This window comes from Streptococcus taoyuanensis (assembly GCF_029589235.1).
In the GTDB taxonomy this organism is placed as follows: Bacteria; Bacillota; Bacilli; order Lactobacillales; family Streptococcaceae; genus Streptococcus; species Streptococcus taoyuanensis.
In genome coordinates this window covers 1-16,895 of sequence record NZ_JARQVW010000006.1, presented here as the reverse complement: position 1 = coordinate 16,895, position 16,895 = coordinate 1, and the positions used below count along the sequence as shown (strand labels likewise).

Below are 16,895 nucleotides of genomic sequence, written 5' to 3'. Positions count from 1 at the left end.
CTTGTAAACACACCTTTACGAATTTGTAAAGGTGTGTTATTCTATTCATAAGATGGAAAAATTAGAAAAAATAGCGGTAAAGGACATTCGAACCAATCCTTTCCAACCAAGAAAAGTATTTGATCAAGAAAAATTAGAAGAACTGGCTCAGTCAATCAAAGAAAATGGCTTAATTCAACCCATTATTGTCAGAAAATCTCCAATAATTGGTTTTGAATTGCTTGCAGGTGAAAGACGTTTTAGAGCTTCAAAAATTGCTGGATTAGAGCTTGTTCCTGCGATTATTAAAGAGTTAACGGATCAAGAAATGATGCGACAAGCCATTATTGAAAATCTTCAACGAGAAGATCTCAATCCAATTGAAGAAGCTATCTCCTACCAGAAGCTCGTTGATCATGGCTATAAGCACGACCAAATCGCTCAATTTATGGGGAAATCTAGACCCTATATCAGCAATATGCTTCGCTTGTTACATCTAGCTCCCTCTGTTCAAGAAGCAGTCATTCAAAATGATATTTCTTCGGCTCACGCGCGTGTTCTTGTTCCTCTTGATGAGGAAGAGCAGCGCTTTTGGTTGGAGCGAATCAAACAGGATCATTTAAATGTTCGAACATTAGAAAGTAAGATCAGTTCAAAAAGAAAACAGAAAAATAAAAAAGCAAAAGAAAGCTTCCTACTAGAAGAGGAACAACGATTGAAAAAAATATTAGGAACAGATGTGACGATACACTCCTCTTCTCAAAATAAAGGAACTATCCAAATTTCTTTTTCCAGTCTTGATGAATACCAACGAATTATCAACAGCCTTAAATAAGGCTGTTATTTTTATTTTTTATATTGACAAGCTTTTCCACCATAAAAATCTTTTGTAAATAGCAGAAAAATAAGGATATTCTCTAGTTATCCCCATTTTGTGGATAACTTTTAAAAACAATGTGAATTTAAATCCACAACTTGTGGAAAAGTTTAAAACTATAATTTAATTTCATGAAATTTAGCCTGTGGAAAACTATTTTTGTTTGTGGTAGAATAGGAGTACGTATGATTTGATACAATTCAAGAAAAGGAGGGAAGTCTAATAGTGTCACAAGAAGAGCAATTTTGGTCTCGTTTTTTAGAATTAGCCCAATTACAACTAAAAGATAGTGCCTATGATTTTTTTGTCGCCGATTCAAAATTAGTCAAAATAGATGGAGAAACGGCTACCATTTATCTTGATGGAAATTATAAAGAATTATTTTGGGAAACAAATCTAAAAAATGCTTTGATCACAGCCAGCTTTGAAGTCTACAATACAGATTTGAAGTTCCATTTCGTTTTTGAAGATACCGAAGAAATTCCTAGCAATCATAGCGGTGAGAATAGGAGATTATCTTCAGGTAGCTTAACAACCGAACCGTTACCTAAAATTGATACAGGTCTGAAATCAAAGTACACCTTTGATAATTTTGTGCAAGGGGATGGAAATATTTGGGCGAAAGCAGCAGCGCTTGCAGTTTCTGAAAATCTTGCAACAACTTACAACCCTCTCTTTATCTATGGTGGACCAGGGCTTGGAAAGACTCACCTATTGAACGCAATTGGAAATCAAATCCTAGAAAATATTCCAAATGCACGGGTTAAGTATGTTCCAGCAGAAACCTTTATTAATGAATTTTTAGAACATCTTCGATTAGGAGAAATGAAGACGTTCAAGAATACCTATCGAAGTCTTGATCTCTTACTGATTGATGATATCCAGTCACTCGGTGGGAAAAAAGTCACGACTCAAGAGGAATTCTTTAATACCTTTAATGCTCTCCATAGCGACAACAAGCAGATTGTTCTAACAAGCGATCGAAGTCCGGATCATTTAGATAGTCTTGAAGAGCGGCTGGTTACTCGTTTCAAATGGGGACTAACGCAAAATATAACACCACCTGATTTTGAAACTCGGATTGCCATCTTACGAAATAAAATTGAAGATCTAGATTATATTTTTCCTAATGACACACTAGAATATCTAGCTGGTCAGTTTGATTCAAATGTCCGAGACTTAGAAGGTGCCTTAAATGATATTTCTTTAATGGCGAAGGTGAAAAAACTAAAAGAAATTACGATCGATGTTGCAGCTGAAGCTATTCGAGCTCGTAAAAACGATAATAGCAAGACGCTTGTCATCCCCATAGAAAAAATTCAGGAAGCAGTTGGAGCCTTTTATGGAGTCAGTGTAAAAGAAATCAAAGGTTCGCGAAGAGTTCAGAATATTGTCCTAGCACGACAAGTGGCCATGTATCTTTCAAGAGAGATGACGGACAACTCACTTCCTCGAATCGGAAAAGAATTCGGTGGAAAAGACCACACGACTGTCATTCATGCTTATGAAAAAATTAAAAGTATGGTCGACACAGATGATAATCTACGACTCGAAATTCAAAGTATCAAGAAAAAGTTAAATTAATCTGTGGATAACTTCCTCTAAACTTCTAGGGGTTATGCACAATTTTTAAACAAGTAACTTTTTAAGTCATAGATAGGATTCTGAGAGTTTTCCACAACTTCCACACAACCTACTATTACTATTAACTTACTAATCATAAAATAAATAAAAGGAATGACCATGATAAATTTTTCTATTAACAAAACTTTATTTTTACAAGCACTAAATACTACCAAAAGAGCGATCAGTTCAAAAAATGCTATTCCAATCCTTTCCACGATTAAAATTGATGTCACTCCAGAAGGAGTTGCCTTATCTGGATCGAATGGCCAAATTTCAATTGAAAACTTTATTTCTATCAAAGATGAAAATGCTGGTTTACTAGTGACCTCTCCAGGTTCTATTTTATTAGAAGCAACTTTCTTTATTAATGTGGTTTCAAGTTTACCAGATGTTACTTTAGATTTTAAAGAGATTGAACAAAAACAGGTTCTTTTAACAAGTGGAAAATCAGAAATTACACTTAAAGGAAAAGATGCAGATCAATATCCACGTATTCAAGAAATTGCTGCAAGTAATCCATTAGTTTTGGAAACAAAATTATTAAAACAATTAATTAATGAAACAGCATTTGCAGCAAGTGTACAAGAAAGTCGTCCAATTTTGACTGGTGTTCACTTTGTTTTATCAGATAATAAAGAGCTAAAAACAGTAGCAACAGACTCTCACCGTATGAGTCAAAAAGTGATTACACTGGAGAAAAATGGAGACAACTTTGATGTTGTCATCCCAAGTCGCTCTCTTCGTGAATTCACCTCTGTCTTTTCTGATGATATTGAAACAGTTGAAGTTTTCTTTGCAAACAATCAAATTCTCTTTAGAAGTGAACACATTAGTTTCTATACCCGTTTGCTAGAAGGAAATTATCCTGATACAGACCGTCTCATTCCAACAGAATTCAATACAGAGGCAACCTTCAATGTGGCCAACCTTCGATTTGCAATGGAGCGTGCTCGTCTTCTTTCAAATGCGACTCAAAACGGAACGGTTAAATTAGAGTTCAAAAATGGAGTAGTTTCTTCCCACGTTCATTCACCAGAAGTTGGACGAGTAAATGAAGAAATCGATACTAACGCTGTTTCAGGAGAGGATTTGTCAATTAGCTTTAATCCAACTTATTTGATTGAGGCGCTCAAAGCTATTGACAGTGAACAAGTTGTTATTCGCTTCATTTCTTCTGTTAGACCATTTACATTGGTTCCGGAAGGAAATGAACAAGGGTTCATTCAATTAATTACGCCAGTTCGCACAAATTAACATAGGTGAATCATGTATACGTTAGGTGATTTTGTAGAAATGAAAAAGCCTCACGCTTGTGTGATAAAAGAAACAGGCAAGAAGGCAAATCGTTGGGAAATTACGCGACTTGGTGCAGATATAAAAATCAAATGTAGCAATTGTGATCATGTGGTCATGATGAGTCGCCATGATTTTGAACAGAAAATGAAGAAAGTATTGTAAAAGAGAGTGGGACAGAAATCGGTAATTCGTTAGAATTCGATTTCGTCGTCCCACCTCCGCACAGTTGAGTAGGGCTGTAAAAGCTGATGAAATCAGCGTAATAGAGCCCACTCAACCACTGCGTCTTGCTCGACAATCCAAAGACAATTGAGAGGCTAGGACTTTTGTCCCAGCCTCTTTTCAATTATTTTAATTCTTCAAATTTTCCATTTTTAACTTCTTTGAAACCACCCTGTTTCATCATATCAAAAGTTGATTTAAAGCTGATATAGTCGACTTTTTTATCTTTTTGTGTCATTACTAATTTCTTTTCAATTAGCTGATCTAAGTCTGCCTTTTCATAATTTAGTGTTGTTTTTTCAACCATATAGTCATCTTTATATTCAGCAGAATGTGTGAATCCTTTGACATCTTTGTATTCTTCATCATATTTATCGATCATTTCCTTTAATTGATCTTTCGTAACTCCCGCCTCTTTGTAATAAATAGTAGTGGTGGTTTGGTTACTGATCGCTTTATCACCTTTATGTTCTAGTGTAATACGAACATCTGTTTTCTTTTCTTGGTTGATTGCCTGAAGATAGGATTTTTGAACAGATTGTTGTCCACAAGCTCCAAGAAGAAAGAGAGTAAAGATAGCGATTAAAGAAAGAAAAATAGATTTCCATGTTTGTTTTTTCATCTGAAAAACTCCTTTGTTCATTGTTAAATATAGTATACCATTTTTATCTTTTTAGAACGTTACAGTTTGATGAAAAAATCTAGTTTCAAAGGTGATGAAATATTTCATTTTTCATCACTTGTCTTTTGAATTATGTTATAATAAAAGAGATTGAAATTTGAACGGAGAAAAAGAAAAATGGCATTAACAGCAGGTATCGTTGGCTTACCAAACGTTGGTAAATCAACCCTATTTAACGCAATTACAAAAGCAGGAGCAGAGGCCGCAAACTATCCCTTTGCGACCATTGATCCAAACGTCGGGATGGTAGAAGTTCCAGATGAACGCCTCCAAAAATTGACGGAAATGATTACTCCTAAGAAGACAGTTCCGACTACTTTTGAATTTACAGATATTGCTGGGATTGTGAAAGGAGCTTCTAAAGGGGAAGGACTTGGTAATAAATTCTTGGCCAACATCCGTGAAGTAGATGCCATTGTCCATGTAGTGCGTGCTTTTGATGATGAAAATGTCATGCGGGAGCAAGGTCGTGAAGATGCCTTTGTTGATCCACTGGCAGATATTGATACCATCAATTTAGAATTAATTTTAGCCGACTTAGAGTCTGTCAATAAACGCTATGCGCGTGTAGAAAAAATCGCTCGTACACAAAAAGATAAGGATTCTGTTGCGGAATTTAATGTTCTACAAAAAATCAAACCAGTTCTTGAAGATGGTAAATCAGCTCGGACCATTGAATTCACTGAGGAAGAACAAAAAGTGGTGAAAGGACTTTTCCTTTTGACTACCAAACCAGTTCTTTATGTAGCCAATGTGGATGAAGATGTTGTTGCAGATCCAGATTCTATCGAGTATGTGAAGCAAATTCGTGACTTTGCGGCAACAGAGAACGCGGAAGTCGTGGTGATTTCTGCGCGTGCTGAGGAAGAAATTTCTGAGCTAGATGATGCAGATAAACAAGAATTTTTAGAGGCGATTGGCCTAACAGAGTCTGGAGTTGATAAACTTACGCGTGCAGCTTATCACTTGTTGGGACTTGGCACTTATTTCACAGCTGGTGAAAAAGAAGTGCGTGCTTGGACCTTCAAACGTGGCATGAAAGCTCCTCAAGCAGCTGGAATCATCCACTCCGATTTTGAAAAAGGATTTATTCGTGCCGTGACTATGTCCTACGATGATTTGGTCAAATACGGTTCTGAAAAGGCTGTAAAAGAAGCAGGACGCTTGCGCGAAGAAGGAAAAGAATATGTTGTCCAAGATGGGGACATCATGGAATTCCGTTTTAATGTATAAGAGAGTTAAAAAGATGTAAAGGTTGGAAAAAATATTTCCAACCCTTTTAGTGTTTTGAAAGGAAAGAGATGACGAAATTAATTGTTGGATTGGGAAATCCAGGTGATAAGTATTTTGAAACCAAACACAATGTAGGCTTTATGTTAGTTGATCAAATGGCAAAGTCTTTAAATCTTACTTTCTCCCATGATAAGATTTTTCAAGCTGATATCGCCTCAACATTTTTGAATGGAGAAAAGGTCTATTTTGTAAAGCCGACCACTTTCATGAATGAGAGTGGAAAAGCAGTCCATGCCCTTCTGACTTATTATGGTCTGGATATTGAAGATCTTTTGGTTATTTACGATGATTTAGATATGGAAGTTGGTAAGATTCGTCTTCGAGCGAAAGGATCAGCTGGAGGTCATAACGGAATCAAATCGATTATCAATCATATTGGAACTCAGACTTTTTATCGAATTAAGATTGGAATTGGAAGACCTAAGCAGGGCATGTCAGTTGTTCATCATGTATTAGGAAAATTTGATAAAGGCGATTACATCACTATTCTACAAACAATCGATCGAGTAGAAGAAGCGGTTAACGATTACTTGGTAGAAGAAAATTTTGAAAGAAGCATGCAGAAATACAACGGGTAAGTAGATGAATGTAATTGATTTAGTGAGTCAAAACTCCAACCTTCTATCCTGGCAACAAGGTTTGCAAAAAAATAATAGGGAATTGATCTTAGGATTATCTGCGACCACAAAGGCTATTGTAATGGCTTCAGCCTTTGATTCTATTGAAAAAGCAGTCCTCATCACTTCCAGTTATAACGAAGCAGAACGATTGGCCAGTGATTTTATTGCCTTACTTGGAGAAGAGAAAGTCCATACATTTTTGGGAGATGATAACCCTTTAGCAGAATTTGTTTTTGCTTCACAAGAAAGGCAATTTGCACGATTAGAGGCTTTGAACTTTTTATGCCAAGAAGATCGTCAAGGCATCCTTGTGACCAATGTGAGTGGTATAAAACTACTATTACCTTCTCCTAAAGTTTTTGCATCTAGCATTTTTCAATTGAAGGTTGGTCAAGAAATAGACTTAACTACTCTGAGTGAAACATTACAGAAAATTGGCTACCAAAAGGTGAGCCAAGTTTTGCAACAGGGAGAGTTTAGTCTACGAGGAGATATTTTAGATATCTTTGAGATCGACCAACTCCAACCCTATCGGATTGAATTTTTCGGAGATGAGATTGATGGAATCCGAATCTTTGACCCAGAAAGTCAGCGTTCTGTTGAAAATGTTGAAGAAGTTCAACTGAAGGCAGTGAGTGATCTATTGTTGCAAGAGGAAGATTTTATACGTGGTCAGCAGCAAATAGAACAATTGCAAGAACAGAGTGCAAATGAAGAATTTAAATCTTATCTAGCAGAAATTCTGGGAGATATTTCTCAAAGGAAACTCCATCCGGATCTTAGAAAATTTATTAGTTTCTTTTACGAGAAGCAATATACCCTATTCGATTATCTCCCTAAACACACTCCTGTTTTTCTGGATGATTATCAAAAAATAGCAGATCAAATAGCGAGATTTGAACTAGATACAGCTAATCTCTTGACGGAAGATTTACATAAAAATAGAGCTTCTTCTCGCCAAGTGTATTTTGCAGACACCAGTACAACATTACGAAAATATACGCCTGCAACTTATTTTTCAAACTTTCAAAAAGGATTAGGAAATCTGAAGTTTGATCATTTGTATCAATTCAATCAATATCCCATGCAGGAGTTTTTTGGACAATTTGATTTACTAAAAGAGGAAATTGAACGGTATCGAAAATCAAACTATACAGTTATTATCCAAGCAACTTCTCATCACAATCTTCAACAGCTCCATAAAAATTTAGAAGAGTATGGGATTCGATTAGATTATATTGATGGGGATACGATCATTCCTCAAGCTAGTCAATTAGTTGTTGGAGGACTAGCTCACGGTTTTCAATTTGTTGATGAAAAAATTGTCTACATTACAGAATCAGAGATTTATCAGAAAAAGATCAAACGAAAGATTCGCAGGCAAAATATTTCCAATGCAGAACGCCTAAAAAATTATAATGAACTGGAAAAAGGGGACTATGTTGTTCACCAAGTTCATGGTATTGGTCAATATTTGGGAATTGAAACGATTGAAATTTCGGGTGTCCATCGTGATTATGTTTCAATTCAATATCAAAATGGAGATCGCATCTCGATTCCTGTCGATCAGATTCAGATGTTGTCCAAATACGTTGCAAGTGATGGAAAAACGCCAAAAATTAACAAGTTAAATGATGGGCGTTTCCAAAAAACGAAGCAAAAGGTTCAGACCCAGGTGGAGGACATTGCGGATGATTTGATAAAACTTTATGCGGAGCGTAGTCAATTAGAAGGCTTTGCCTATTCCCAAGATGATGAAAACCAAGAGGCTTTTGAACAAGATTTTCCATATATTGAAACAGATGACCAATTACGTTCCATTGAAGAAATCAAAAAAGATATGGAATCGAATCGTCCGATGGACCGATTGCTGGTTGGAGACGTCGGTTTTGGGAAAACAGAGGTCGCTATGCGAGCAGCCTTTAAGGCAGTAAATGATCATAAACAAGTAGCAGTGCTGGTTCCTACCACTGTTCTTGCCCAACAACATTATGCCAATTTTAAGGAGCGTTTTGAATCTTTTGCAGTAGAAGTTGCTGTTTTAAGTCGTTTCCAGAGTAAGGCAGAGCAGAAAGAAACGCTTGAAAAGTTGAAAAAAGGACGAGTGGATATTATTATTGGAACTCACCGGCTCTTGTCCAAAGATGTTGTTTTTTCAGACTTAGGATTAATCGTGATCGATGAAGAACAACGTTTTGGAGTGAAGCACAAAGAAACCTTGAAAGAATTGAAAAAAAAGGTGGATGTGCTTACCTTGACAGCTACCCCTATACCTCGAACTCTTCATATGTCTATGCTAGGAATTCGAGATTTGTCTGTCATTGAAACACCTCCTACCAATCGATATCCTGTGCAAACTTTTGTACTAGAGACCAATCCAACTATTATTCGAGATGCTGTGTTGCGGGAGATGGATCGTGGAGGACAGGCCTATTATCTTTACAATAAGGTAGATACAATTGAACAAAAGGTGTCTGAATTAAAAGAGTTGATTCCAGAGGCTTCGATTGGCTTTGTTCATGGCCAGATGAGTGAAGTTCGCCTGGAAAATACCCTGTTGGATTTCATTAATGGCGAATACGATGTCTTAGTGACGACAACCATTATTGAGACAGGTGTGGATATTCCAAATGCTAATACACTCTTTATTGAAAATGCGGATCATATGGGACTTTCAACGCTTTATCAATTAAGAGGTCGTGTGGGACGAAGCAATCGAATTGCTTATGCCTATTTGATGTATCGTCCAGACAAATCTCTTACAGAAGTGTCTGAAAAACGCTTAGAAGCTATTAAAGGTTTTACTGAGTTGGGGTCTGGATTTAAAATTGCTATGCGAGATTTATCGATCCGTGGAGCAGGGAATATCCTTGGAGCTTCTCAATCTGGTTTCATCGATTCAGTTGGTTTTGAAATGTATTCTCAATTGTTAGAAGAAGCTATTGCTAAGAAACAAGGCCAAGAGCATCGTAGGCAAAAGAGCAATGCAGAGTTGAACCTTCAAATAGATGCGTATTTACCTAATGAATATATTTCAGATCAACGTCAAAAAATTGAAATTTACAAACAAATTCGTGAAATGAATTCTGCAACGGACTATGAATACTTGCAAGATGAATTGATCGATCGTTTTGGAGAATACCCAGATGTTGTCGCCTACCTACTTGAAATTGGGTTAGTGAAAGCTTACTTGGATCAAGTCTTTGTCCGTCTTGTTGAGAGAAAACAACAAAAAGTGACAGTGAAATTTGAACCTATTGCCAAACAACTGTTTTTAACACAGGATTATTTCAAAGCTCTGTCAATGACACAGTTAAAGGCACAGATTGCAGAAGAAAAGGGATTGATTGAAGTGATCTTCGATATTCGAAATAAGAAAGATTTTGAAATTTTGGAAGCTCTGAAGCAATTTGGTCAAACCTTATTGGAAATTAAACAGGAAAAAGAAAAGGACTAGCAGTTCTTAGCTCATTTTTCGCATTTTATGTATAAAAAATGATACAATACTATGTTAGAGGTGACAGTATGAGATTAGATAAATATTTAAAAGTTTCTCGCATTATTAAGCGTCGTCCTGTTGCAAAGGAAGTTGCAGATAAAGGACGAATCAAAGTCAATGGAGTATTAGCCAAAAGTTCAACGGATTTGAAAGTGAATGATCAAATTGAAGTTCGTTTTGGAAATAAAGTATTGACGGTTAAAGTCTTGGAAATGTTGGATAGTACAAAAAAAGAAGATGCATCCAAAATGTATGAAATAATTAGTGAAACAAGGATAGAAGAAGATGCCTAAAAATATCGTTCAAATGAACAATAAATATATCAAAGACGAAAGTCAGCGAAAACGTTTTTTAGAAGAAGAAAGAAAAAAACGCAATCGTTTTCTGGGACTCGTCTTGATATTGGTCATGTTACTATTTATTCTTCCAACTTATAATTTAGCCCAGAGCTATCAATCGCTACAAGATAAAAAAGAACAATACAAACAGTTGGAAAAAGAGTATAAAGAAACAAGTGAACAAAAAGAATACCAACAAGACATCGCTAAAAAATTAAAAGACGATGATTATGCAACAAAATATGCACGCGCTAAGTATTCTTTTTCAAAAGATGGTGAATATGTTTATACCATCCCAGATTTACTTCCCCAATAACCGATGGAAAATATCTTACAAACAGTTAAACAATTTCTTGAATTTTCGGATGAAAAATTAGAGGAATTAAAAAAGAAAAACCAAATGATCAAACTTCAAAAGGATGAAAAGGAAAGGAATACAGGTGTCTAAACGATTTCTGCTCCTATTGTTAGTTCCAATTTTATTTATTGGGTCTCAAGTAGCGAGTATTGAGCAGTCTGAGCCTTCTCAGACAATGGCTCATCCATCAGAACTTTATTTTTCTTCAATTCCAGCGAACCCTAATGTCTATCGCAAAATTTCTGTTTTTTCTGATCCTCAGTTGAAAAAAGCAAAAGGAGAAATTCTTCCCAACACACCGTTTACAATCGAACAACTCTTTGTAAATGATGAAGGGAAAGCTGTATTTAAAATAGCAGATAAAGGATATGTATTAGCAGATTCTTCTGTCATTTTTTCTGATGTTGTACAAGAAACACAAGAAAAAAAACAAGACATGTGGCTAAAACCTGGTTTTAAAGTGTATGACCGACCCTTAATAAATGGTGCAAAGGAAAAAAATACATCTCTTTCTCCTTATACAAAAGTGACAGTCTTACGTACAGCTAAGACTTTACGAGATGAGTTTGTGGAGATTGAAGGTCAGGGCTGGGTGAACAAAGCATTCGTTACCGAAAAAGATAATCGAATGGAAAAAGTACAGGACTTGTTAAATAGTAAATACAATTCTCCTTCGTATGGAATCTATGTAAAACAATTAGAGACTGGAAATACTGCTGGAATCAATCCGCAAAAAGAAATGTATTCTGCCAGTGTAACGAAATTACCATACTTGTACTACGTCCAAGAACAGCTCAATAAAAAAGCCATTTCTCCAACTACAACCTACAAATATATTCCAGAAGTCAATGATTTCAATGGTGGCTATGAACCAGAAGGAAGTGGTAGCCTTTCAAAAACACCAGATGGAAAAGAATATAGTGTTCAAGAGTTGGTAGATAAAATTGCAAAAGAATCAGATAATGTTGGACATAATATCTTGAATTATTATGTCACTCATCAATCAGATCAAGACTTCCAAAAAACTTTGGATAAAATTGCAAAGAAACATTGGGATGTTGAAAAAAGAGAAGCATCCGCTGAAATGGCTGGCAATGTCATGGAGGCTGTCTATCAACAAAATGGCCCTATTATTGATGCACTCTCCTCTACAAAATATGATGATCAACGGATTGCGCGTGACCTTCCAGTAAAAGTTGCTCATAAAATTGGAGATGCCTATGATTTTAGACATGATGTTGCAATTGTATATACAAATTCACCCTATGTAATAGCCATTTTTACAGATCATTCGAATTATGATACGATTTCCAATATTTCAAAAGATATCTATGAGGTATTGAAATAATGGAAAAGCAATTTTTAGAGTTTTGTGAAAAACAAGATCTATTTACTCCCCATCGCCGTGTTTTAGTTGCCTTATCTGGTGGATTGGATTCAATGAATCTGTATGAACTTTTATATAAGAATAAAGAACGATTGAAAATCTATCTGGTACTCGCTCATGTCAATCATGGACAAAGACCAGAATCGGATTTAGAAGAAAGTGAACTTCGAACGCTAGCTGATAGGCGAGAGACACGTATCCATGTGGCTCACTATTCGGGTGATTTTACAGAAGCAAAAGCTCGTACCTTTCGTTATGATTTTTTTAAACAGATTATGGAGAAAGAGGATTGCACCGCTTTAGTAACAGGTCATCATGCAAACGATCAAGCCGAAACAACTTTCATGCGCTTAATACGAGGAACAAAATTACGCCATTTAAGTGGTATTCCTGTACGCCAACCATTTGGTAAGGGTGAGTTAATCCGTCCTTTGTTAACTTTTACCAAAGATGAGTTGATGAAAATCCCTCACTTTGAAGACAGTAGCAATGACTCACAGGACTATTTTCGAAATCGTGTACGCCATCAATACCTTCCAGAATTTGAAAAAGAAAATCCCCAAATGCAAGCAAGTCTTCGCTATTTAGCAGAGGAAGTGACTCATTGGCACCAAGCACTAAAAGAATTGACTAGCAAGTTAAGCATTCAAGATTTAGCTTCTTTTAGAACGTATTCTCATTCTGTACAATCATTCTTATTAGAAGAGTATTTGGCACAATTTCCAGATTTGCAACTTGGTAGGGCCCAGTTTCAAGAATTATTAGATTTACTGCGAAAAAAAAGAAATTGCATTCATTATTTAAAGTCGAATTATGAACTACATCAAGAATATGATTTCTTTGAAATACGAAAAATCAGTCAAAAGTCGGATGACCAACCCCTTCCTTTTTTGTTAGAATTTGGGAATATCTTTGATATTGCAAATTATAAACTATCTTTTGGGCAACCATTAGTAGGGGAAAATGTAGAAATTCTTTCTGTTTCACGCGAAACTCCCATCTTAATTAGAGGGAGAAAGGAAGGAGATCAGCTGCTTGTTAATGGCCACCATCAAAAATTAAGACGGTGGTTTATCAACCATAAAATTCCAATTTCTCTTCGGCAAAAAGCTCTCATTATAGAACAGAATCATAATATTCTTTCTGTAGTGGGATTGGTAACGAGTGATTTGAGTAAACCCTCAAAAAGTGGTATAATGAAAGATAGTCTTTATATTCAAAAAATAGATAGGTAAAAACATGTTAGAAAAAGATATAAAAAAAGTATTGGTTTCACATGATGAAATTGTAGAAGCAGCAAAGAAATTGGGTGAAACCCTAACAAAAGAGTACCAAGGAAAAAATCCAATTTTTGTTGGAATTTTGAAAGGCTCTGTTCCATTTATGGCAGAGTTGATCAACCACGTGGATACACATATTGAATTGGATTTTATGCTGGTTTCAAGTTATCATGGTGGTACGGCAAGCTCAGGTATTATTAATATTATCAAGGATATCGACCAAGATATTACTGGTAGAGATATTTTATTTGTAGAAGATATTATCGATACAGGTAAAACTCTCAAGAGTCTAAAAGAACTCTTTGAAGAAAGAAATGCAGCATCTGTAAAGATTGCTACCTTACTGGATAAACCTGAAGGACGTTTGGTTGAGATTGAAGCAGATTACACCTGCTTTACGATTCCAAATGAGTTTGTTGTAGGATATGGTTTAGACTATGATGAAAATTATCGTAACCTACCCTATGTTGGTGTATTAAAAGAGGAAGTGTACTCAAAATAGAGGAGACTAGATGAATAACAGAAAAAATAACGGTTTTGTCCGAAATCCATTTCTGTATTTGTTGATTATTGTAGCGGCTGTGACAGGATTCCAGTACTTTTTTGCGGGTAATGGGGTTGGTCAAAGTCAGCAAATCAACTACACAGAATTGGTCAAAGAAATTAAAAATGATAATGTAAAAACGATCAGTTACCAACCAAATGGTAGTGTGATTGAAATTGCAGGTACCTATAATAAAGCAAAAGAATCAAAAGAAGATACAGGAATTCAATTTTTTACCCCAAGTGTTCAAAAAGTATCTCGCTTTACTAGTGTCATCCTTCCATCTGATATCACCGTCAATGAATTACAAAAATTAGCAGCTGACCACAAAGCAGAAATCACCATCAAGCGTGAGAGCTCAAGTGGCATGTGGATAACAATTCTCACTTCAATTGTTCCATTTGTTATCGTCATGTTCTTCTTCTTCTCAATGATGAACCAAGGCGGTGGCGGAGGTGCCAGAGGTGCCATGAACTTTGGTCGTAATAAAGCCCGCGCTGCTAATAAAGAAGATATTAAAGTTCGTTTTTCAGATGTAGCAGGAGCTGAAGAAGAAAAACAAGAACTTGTTGAAGTTGTTGAATTTTTAAAAGATCCAAAACGCTTTACTAAATTGGGTGCAAGAATCCCAGCAGGTGTGCTTCTTGAAGGCCCTCCCGGAACTGGTAAAACCCTTTTAGCAAAAGCAGTAGCTGGTGAAGCTGGAGTGCCATTCTTCAGTATCTCTGGTTCTGACTTCGTTGAAATGTTTGTCGGAGTCGGTGCTAGCCGGGTTCGTTCACTTTTTGAAGATGCTAAAAAAGCAGCTCCAGCCATTATCTTTATCGATGAAATTGATGCTGTTGGGCGCCAACGTGGTGTAGGTCTTGGTGGTGGAAATGATGAACGTGAACAAACCCTCAACCAGCTCTTGATTGAGATGGATGGTTTTGAAGGTAACGAAGGAATCATTGTTATCGCAGCAACTAACCGTTCTGATGTCCTTGATCCTGCCCTTCTTCGTCCTGGCCGTTTTGACCGTAAAGTATTAGTTGGACGTCCAGATGTGAAAGGTCGTGAGGCAATTCTTCGTGTTCATGCTAAGAATAAGCCGCTTGCTCAAGATGTGGACTTGAAATTGGTTGCTCAACAAACACCGGGATTTGTCGGTGCTGATCTCGAAAATGTTTTGAACGAAGCAGCCTTGGTTGCAGCTCGTCGAAATAAAAAAGTAATTGATGCTGCTGATATCGATGAAGCAGAAGATCGTGTTATTGCAGGTCCATCTAAGAAAGATCGGACGATTTCACAAAAAGAACGTGAAATGGTTGCTTATCACGAAGCTGGTCATACAATCGTTGGTCTGGTCTTATCAAATGCTCGTGTGGTTCATAAAGTTACCATTGTTCCACGTGGTCGTGCAGGCGGTTACATGATTGCCCTTCCTAAAGAAGATCAAATGTTACTTTCTAAAGAAGATATGAAAGAACAATTAGCTGGGCTCATGGGAGGACGTGTTGCCGAAGAAATTATTTTCAATTCACAAACAACGGGTGCTTCAAATGACTTTGAACAAGCTACCCAAATGGCGCGTGCAATGGTAACAGAATATGGTATGAGTGAAAAACTTGGACCAGTCCAATATGAAGGAAATCATGCGATGTTTGGTGCTCAAAGCCCACAAAAAATGATTTCAGAACAAACTGCTTACGAAATTGATGAAGAAGTTCGTGGTTTGTTGAATGAAGCCCGTAATAAAGCGGCAGAAATTATTCAAGGAAATAGAGAAACGCATAAACTAATTGCGGAAGCTCTATTAAAATATGAAACCTTGGATAGTGTTCAAATTAAATCATTATATGAAACAGGAAAAATGCCTGAAAATTCAGAGCATGAATTAGAAGAAGAAGCAAAACCTCTATCATATGATGAGATTAAGTCAAAATTAGAAGAAAATAACTAATTCAAAAGAAGGAAAATATTTCCTTCTTTTTTTATTAAAAAAGTGTTGACAGAGTAAAAATATTCTGTATAATAGAATATGTTGTAAAAATGGTCCGTTGGTCAAGGGGTTAAGACACCGCCTTTTCACGGCGGTAACACGGGTTCGAATCCCGTACGGACTATCGATAAACTGTCACCAAGTGGCAGTTTTTTTTGTGTATTTGGACAAAATAGTTAAAAATAATAACCAAATAGTTAAAAAAACGTGCAGAATAGAAAAAAAGTCCAATGGGCTTCTTTATTTTTATAAAATACAGATAAAAATAAAGGAGAGCTTATGGAATTTAATAAAATGTATCAAAAAGTAAAATATATCGTAAGAAAATGTGAAAAAGAATATTATATTCAATTATGGGAAAAGGATGATTGGGAACAAGAAGGTCAGCTAACTCTGTTTGAACTTTATCAAAAAAATCCTGAAATTGAAACAAATGAAGAATTACTTTATACATATTTCAAAACAAAATTTAGAAATCATATTAAAGATAAAATAAGACAACAGGAAAGTGATAAGAGAAAAATAAATAGACTTCCATATATTGAAATTGGAGAAATTAGTCACAGAATTTCATCAAGAAAAATATATTTAGATGAGTTGGTTGTTCTGAGAGATGCATTAAAACGTTTTAAAGAAAAATTAACCGTAAAAGAAAAAGAACAATATGAAGCATTACTAGCAAACAGAAGATGTCTAGGAAAAACAAAAATGAAAAAGAAATTAGAGAACTATTTAAAGGACTTTAAAAATTCAATTTAAAAACTGAAAGTTGACAGTGAATAAATGAACTTTCAAAAAAATAAAATTTTTTGGAAAAAAGTGTTGACAGTAAGGGTAGGTCATGATATACTAATATAGTTGTCGCGCGAGAGCGACAAAGACCTTTGAAAACTGAACAAGACGAACCAATGTG

General features: G+C 35.9%; 16 protein-coding genes and 1 tRNA gene. 16 read left to right on the top strand and 1 reads right to left on the bottom strand.

The features are described from left to right. Window positions 1-52: 52 nt before the first annotated feature. The 4 genes from P5Y91_RS05375 to P5Y91_RS05360 all read left to right on the top strand — a co-directional run bounded on the left by P5Y91_RS05375 (window position 53) and on the right by P5Y91_RS05360 (window position 3,940). Complete coding sequence (locus P5Y91_RS05375) at window positions 53-814, top strand: ParB/RepB/Spo0J family partition protein (protein WP_049495811.1); 762 nt, start codon at window positions 53-55, stop codon at window positions 812-814. A 267-nt stretch (window positions 815-1,081) separates the two neighbouring features. Beyond that, window positions 1,082-2,440: a chromosomal replication initiator protein DnaA gene (gene dnaA, locus P5Y91_RS05370; protein WP_129824946.1), complete on the top strand. Its 1,359-nt coding sequence runs from the start codon at window positions 1,082-1,084 to the stop codon at window positions 2,438-2,440. A gap of 159 nt (window positions 2,441-2,599) precedes the next feature. Beyond that, entirely contained in the window at window positions 2,600-3,736 is a 1,137-nt protein-coding gene (gene dnaN, locus P5Y91_RS05365) for a DNA polymerase III subunit beta (protein WP_277839135.1), read from the top strand. A gap of 12 nt (window positions 3,737-3,748) precedes the next feature. Beyond that, window positions 3,749-3,940, top strand: a complete 192-nt coding sequence (locus P5Y91_RS05360; protein WP_003002008.1) for a DUF951 domain-containing protein — start codon at window positions 3,749-3,751, stop codon at window positions 3,938-3,940. A 184-nt stretch (window positions 3,941-4,124) separates the two neighbouring features. On the opposite strand, the gene P5Y91_RS05355 is transcribed toward P5Y91_RS05360, so the two are convergent. Further along, window positions 4,125-4,622 (bottom strand): DUF1307 domain-containing protein, encoded by a 498-nt coding sequence (locus tag P5Y91_RS05355; RefSeq protein WP_049495817.1) that lies wholly within the window; start codon window positions 4,620-4,622, stop codon window positions 4,125-4,127. A 177-nt stretch (window positions 4,623-4,799) separates the two neighbouring features. Between P5Y91_RS05355 and ychF the strand changes: the two genes are divergently transcribed. From ychF to P5Y91_RS05295, 12 genes are all read left to right on the top strand, one after another. Continuing rightward, window positions 4,800-5,915, top strand: coding sequence for a redox-regulated ATPase YchF (ychF, locus tag P5Y91_RS05350; protein WP_003010773.1), 1,116 nt, complete (start codon window positions 4,800-4,802; stop codon window positions 5,913-5,915). 68 nt (window positions 5,916-5,983) lie between these two features. Beyond that, on the top strand, window positions 5,984-6,553 hold the full coding sequence (gene pth, locus P5Y91_RS05345) for an aminoacyl-tRNA hydrolase (protein ID WP_021154173.1): 570 nt from the start codon (window positions 5,984-5,986) through the stop codon (window positions 6,551-6,553). 4 nt (window positions 6,554-6,557) lie between these two features. Further along, entirely contained in the window at window positions 6,558-10,052 is a 3,495-nt protein-coding gene (gene mfd, locus P5Y91_RS05340) for a transcription-repair coupling factor (RefSeq protein ID WP_118396202.1), read from the top strand. Window positions 10,053-10,120: 68 nt separating this feature from the next. Beyond that, entirely contained in the window at window positions 10,121-10,387 is a 267-nt protein-coding gene (locus tag P5Y91_RS05335; protein WP_003002258.1) for an RNA-binding S4 domain-containing protein, read from the top strand. Beyond that, on the top strand, window positions 10,380-10,748 hold the full coding sequence (locus tag P5Y91_RS05330; protein WP_003009251.1) for an FtsB family cell division protein: 369 nt from the start codon (window positions 10,380-10,382) through the stop codon (window positions 10,746-10,748). Before P5Y91_RS05335 ends, P5Y91_RS05330 begins: the two co-directional genes overlap by 8 nt. Window positions 10,749-10,751: 3 nt before the next feature. Beyond that, a complete protein-coding gene (locus P5Y91_RS05325; protein WP_003009253.1) occupies window positions 10,752-10,880 on the top strand; it encodes an SP_0009 family protein in 129 nt (42 codons plus the stop codon). Further along, complete coding sequence (locus P5Y91_RS05320) at window positions 10,873-12,138, top strand: serine hydrolase (protein WP_277839131.1); 1,266 nt, start codon at window positions 10,873-10,875, stop codon at window positions 12,136-12,138. The genes P5Y91_RS05325 and P5Y91_RS05320 overlap by 8 nt, the downstream gene beginning before the upstream one ends. Next, on the top strand, window positions 12,138-13,412 hold the full coding sequence (gene tilS, locus P5Y91_RS05315) for a tRNA lysidine(34) synthetase TilS (protein WP_155125164.1): 1,275 nt from the start codon (window positions 12,138-12,140) through the stop codon (window positions 13,410-13,412). Before P5Y91_RS05320 ends, tilS begins: the two co-directional genes overlap by 1 nt. A 4-nt stretch (window positions 13,413-13,416) precedes the next feature. Next, window positions 13,417-13,959 carry a hypoxanthine phosphoribosyltransferase gene (hpt, locus tag P5Y91_RS05310; RefSeq protein ID WP_003018402.1) on the top strand — a complete coding sequence of 181 codons (543 nt, stop codon included), beginning with the start codon at window positions 13,417-13,419 and terminating at the stop codon, window positions 13,957-13,959. A gap of 10 nt (window positions 13,960-13,969) precedes the next feature. Continuing rightward, a complete protein-coding gene (gene ftsH / locus P5Y91_RS05305) occupies window positions 13,970-15,943 on the top strand; it encodes an ATP-dependent zinc metalloprotease FtsH (RefSeq protein WP_003002062.1) in 1,974 nt (657 codons plus the stop codon). 91 nt (window positions 15,944-16,034) lie between these two features. Next, window positions 16,035-16,106, top strand: a tRNA-Glu gene (locus P5Y91_RS05300). A gap of 155 nt (window positions 16,107-16,261) precedes the next feature. Next, complete coding sequence (locus P5Y91_RS05295; protein WP_003009261.1) at window positions 16,262-16,741, top strand: sigma-70 family RNA polymerase sigma factor; 480 nt, start codon at window positions 16,262-16,264, stop codon at window positions 16,739-16,741. Window positions 16,742-16,895 lie beyond the last annotated feature (154 nt).

What these genes read in the sequence shown, in the direction of transcription:
- hpt (WP_003018402.1), top strand. Translation starts at nt 13,417, where the DNA reads ATGTTAGAAAAAGATATAAAAAAAGTATTGGTTTCACATGATGAAATT.
- mfd (WP_118396202.1), top strand. Translation starts at nt 6,558, where the DNA reads ATGAATGTAATTGATTTAGTGAGTCAAAACTCCAACCTTCTATCCTGG.
- ftsH (WP_003002062.1), top strand. Translation starts at nt 13,970, where the DNA reads ATGAATAACAGAAAAAATAACGGTTTTGTCCGAAATCCATTTCTGTAT.
- pth (WP_021154173.1), top strand. Translation starts at nt 5,984, where the DNA reads ATGACGAAATTAATTGTTGGATTGGGAAATCCAGGTGATAAGTATTTT.
- dnaN (WP_277839135.1), top strand. Translation starts at nt 2,600, where the DNA reads ATGATAAATTTTTCTATTAACAAAACTTTATTTTTACAAGCACTAAAT.
- P5Y91_RS05335 (WP_003002258.1), top strand. Translation starts at nt 10,121, where the DNA reads ATGAGATTAGATAAATATTTAAAAGTTTCTCGCATTATTAAGCGTCGT.
- tilS (WP_155125164.1), top strand. Translation starts at nt 12,138, where the DNA reads ATGGAAAAGCAATTTTTAGAGTTTTGTGAAAAACAAGATCTATTTACT.
- P5Y91_RS05375 (WP_049495811.1), top strand. Translation starts at nt 53, where the DNA reads ATGGAAAAATTAGAAAAAATAGCGGTAAAGGACATTCGAACCAATCCT.
- P5Y91_RS05295 (WP_003009261.1), top strand. Translation starts at nt 16,262, where the DNA reads ATGGAATTTAATAAAATGTATCAAAAAGTAAAATATATCGTAAGAAAA.
- P5Y91_RS05330 (WP_003009251.1), top strand. Translation starts at nt 10,380, where the DNA reads ATGCCTAAAAATATCGTTCAAATGAACAATAAATATATCAAAGACGAA.
- P5Y91_RS05360 (WP_003002008.1), top strand. Translation starts at nt 3,749, where the DNA reads ATGTATACGTTAGGTGATTTTGTAGAAATGAAAAAGCCTCACGCTTGT.
- P5Y91_RS05355 (WP_049495817.1), bottom strand. Translation starts at nt 4,622, where the DNA reads ATGAAAAAACAAACATGGAAATCTATTTTTCTTTCTTTAATCGCTATC.
- P5Y91_RS05325 (WP_003009253.1), top strand. Translation starts at nt 10,752, where the DNA reads ATGGAAAATATCTTACAAACAGTTAAACAATTTCTTGAATTTTCGGAT.
- ychF (WP_003010773.1), top strand. Translation starts at nt 4,800, where the DNA reads ATGGCATTAACAGCAGGTATCGTTGGCTTACCAAACGTTGGTAAATCA.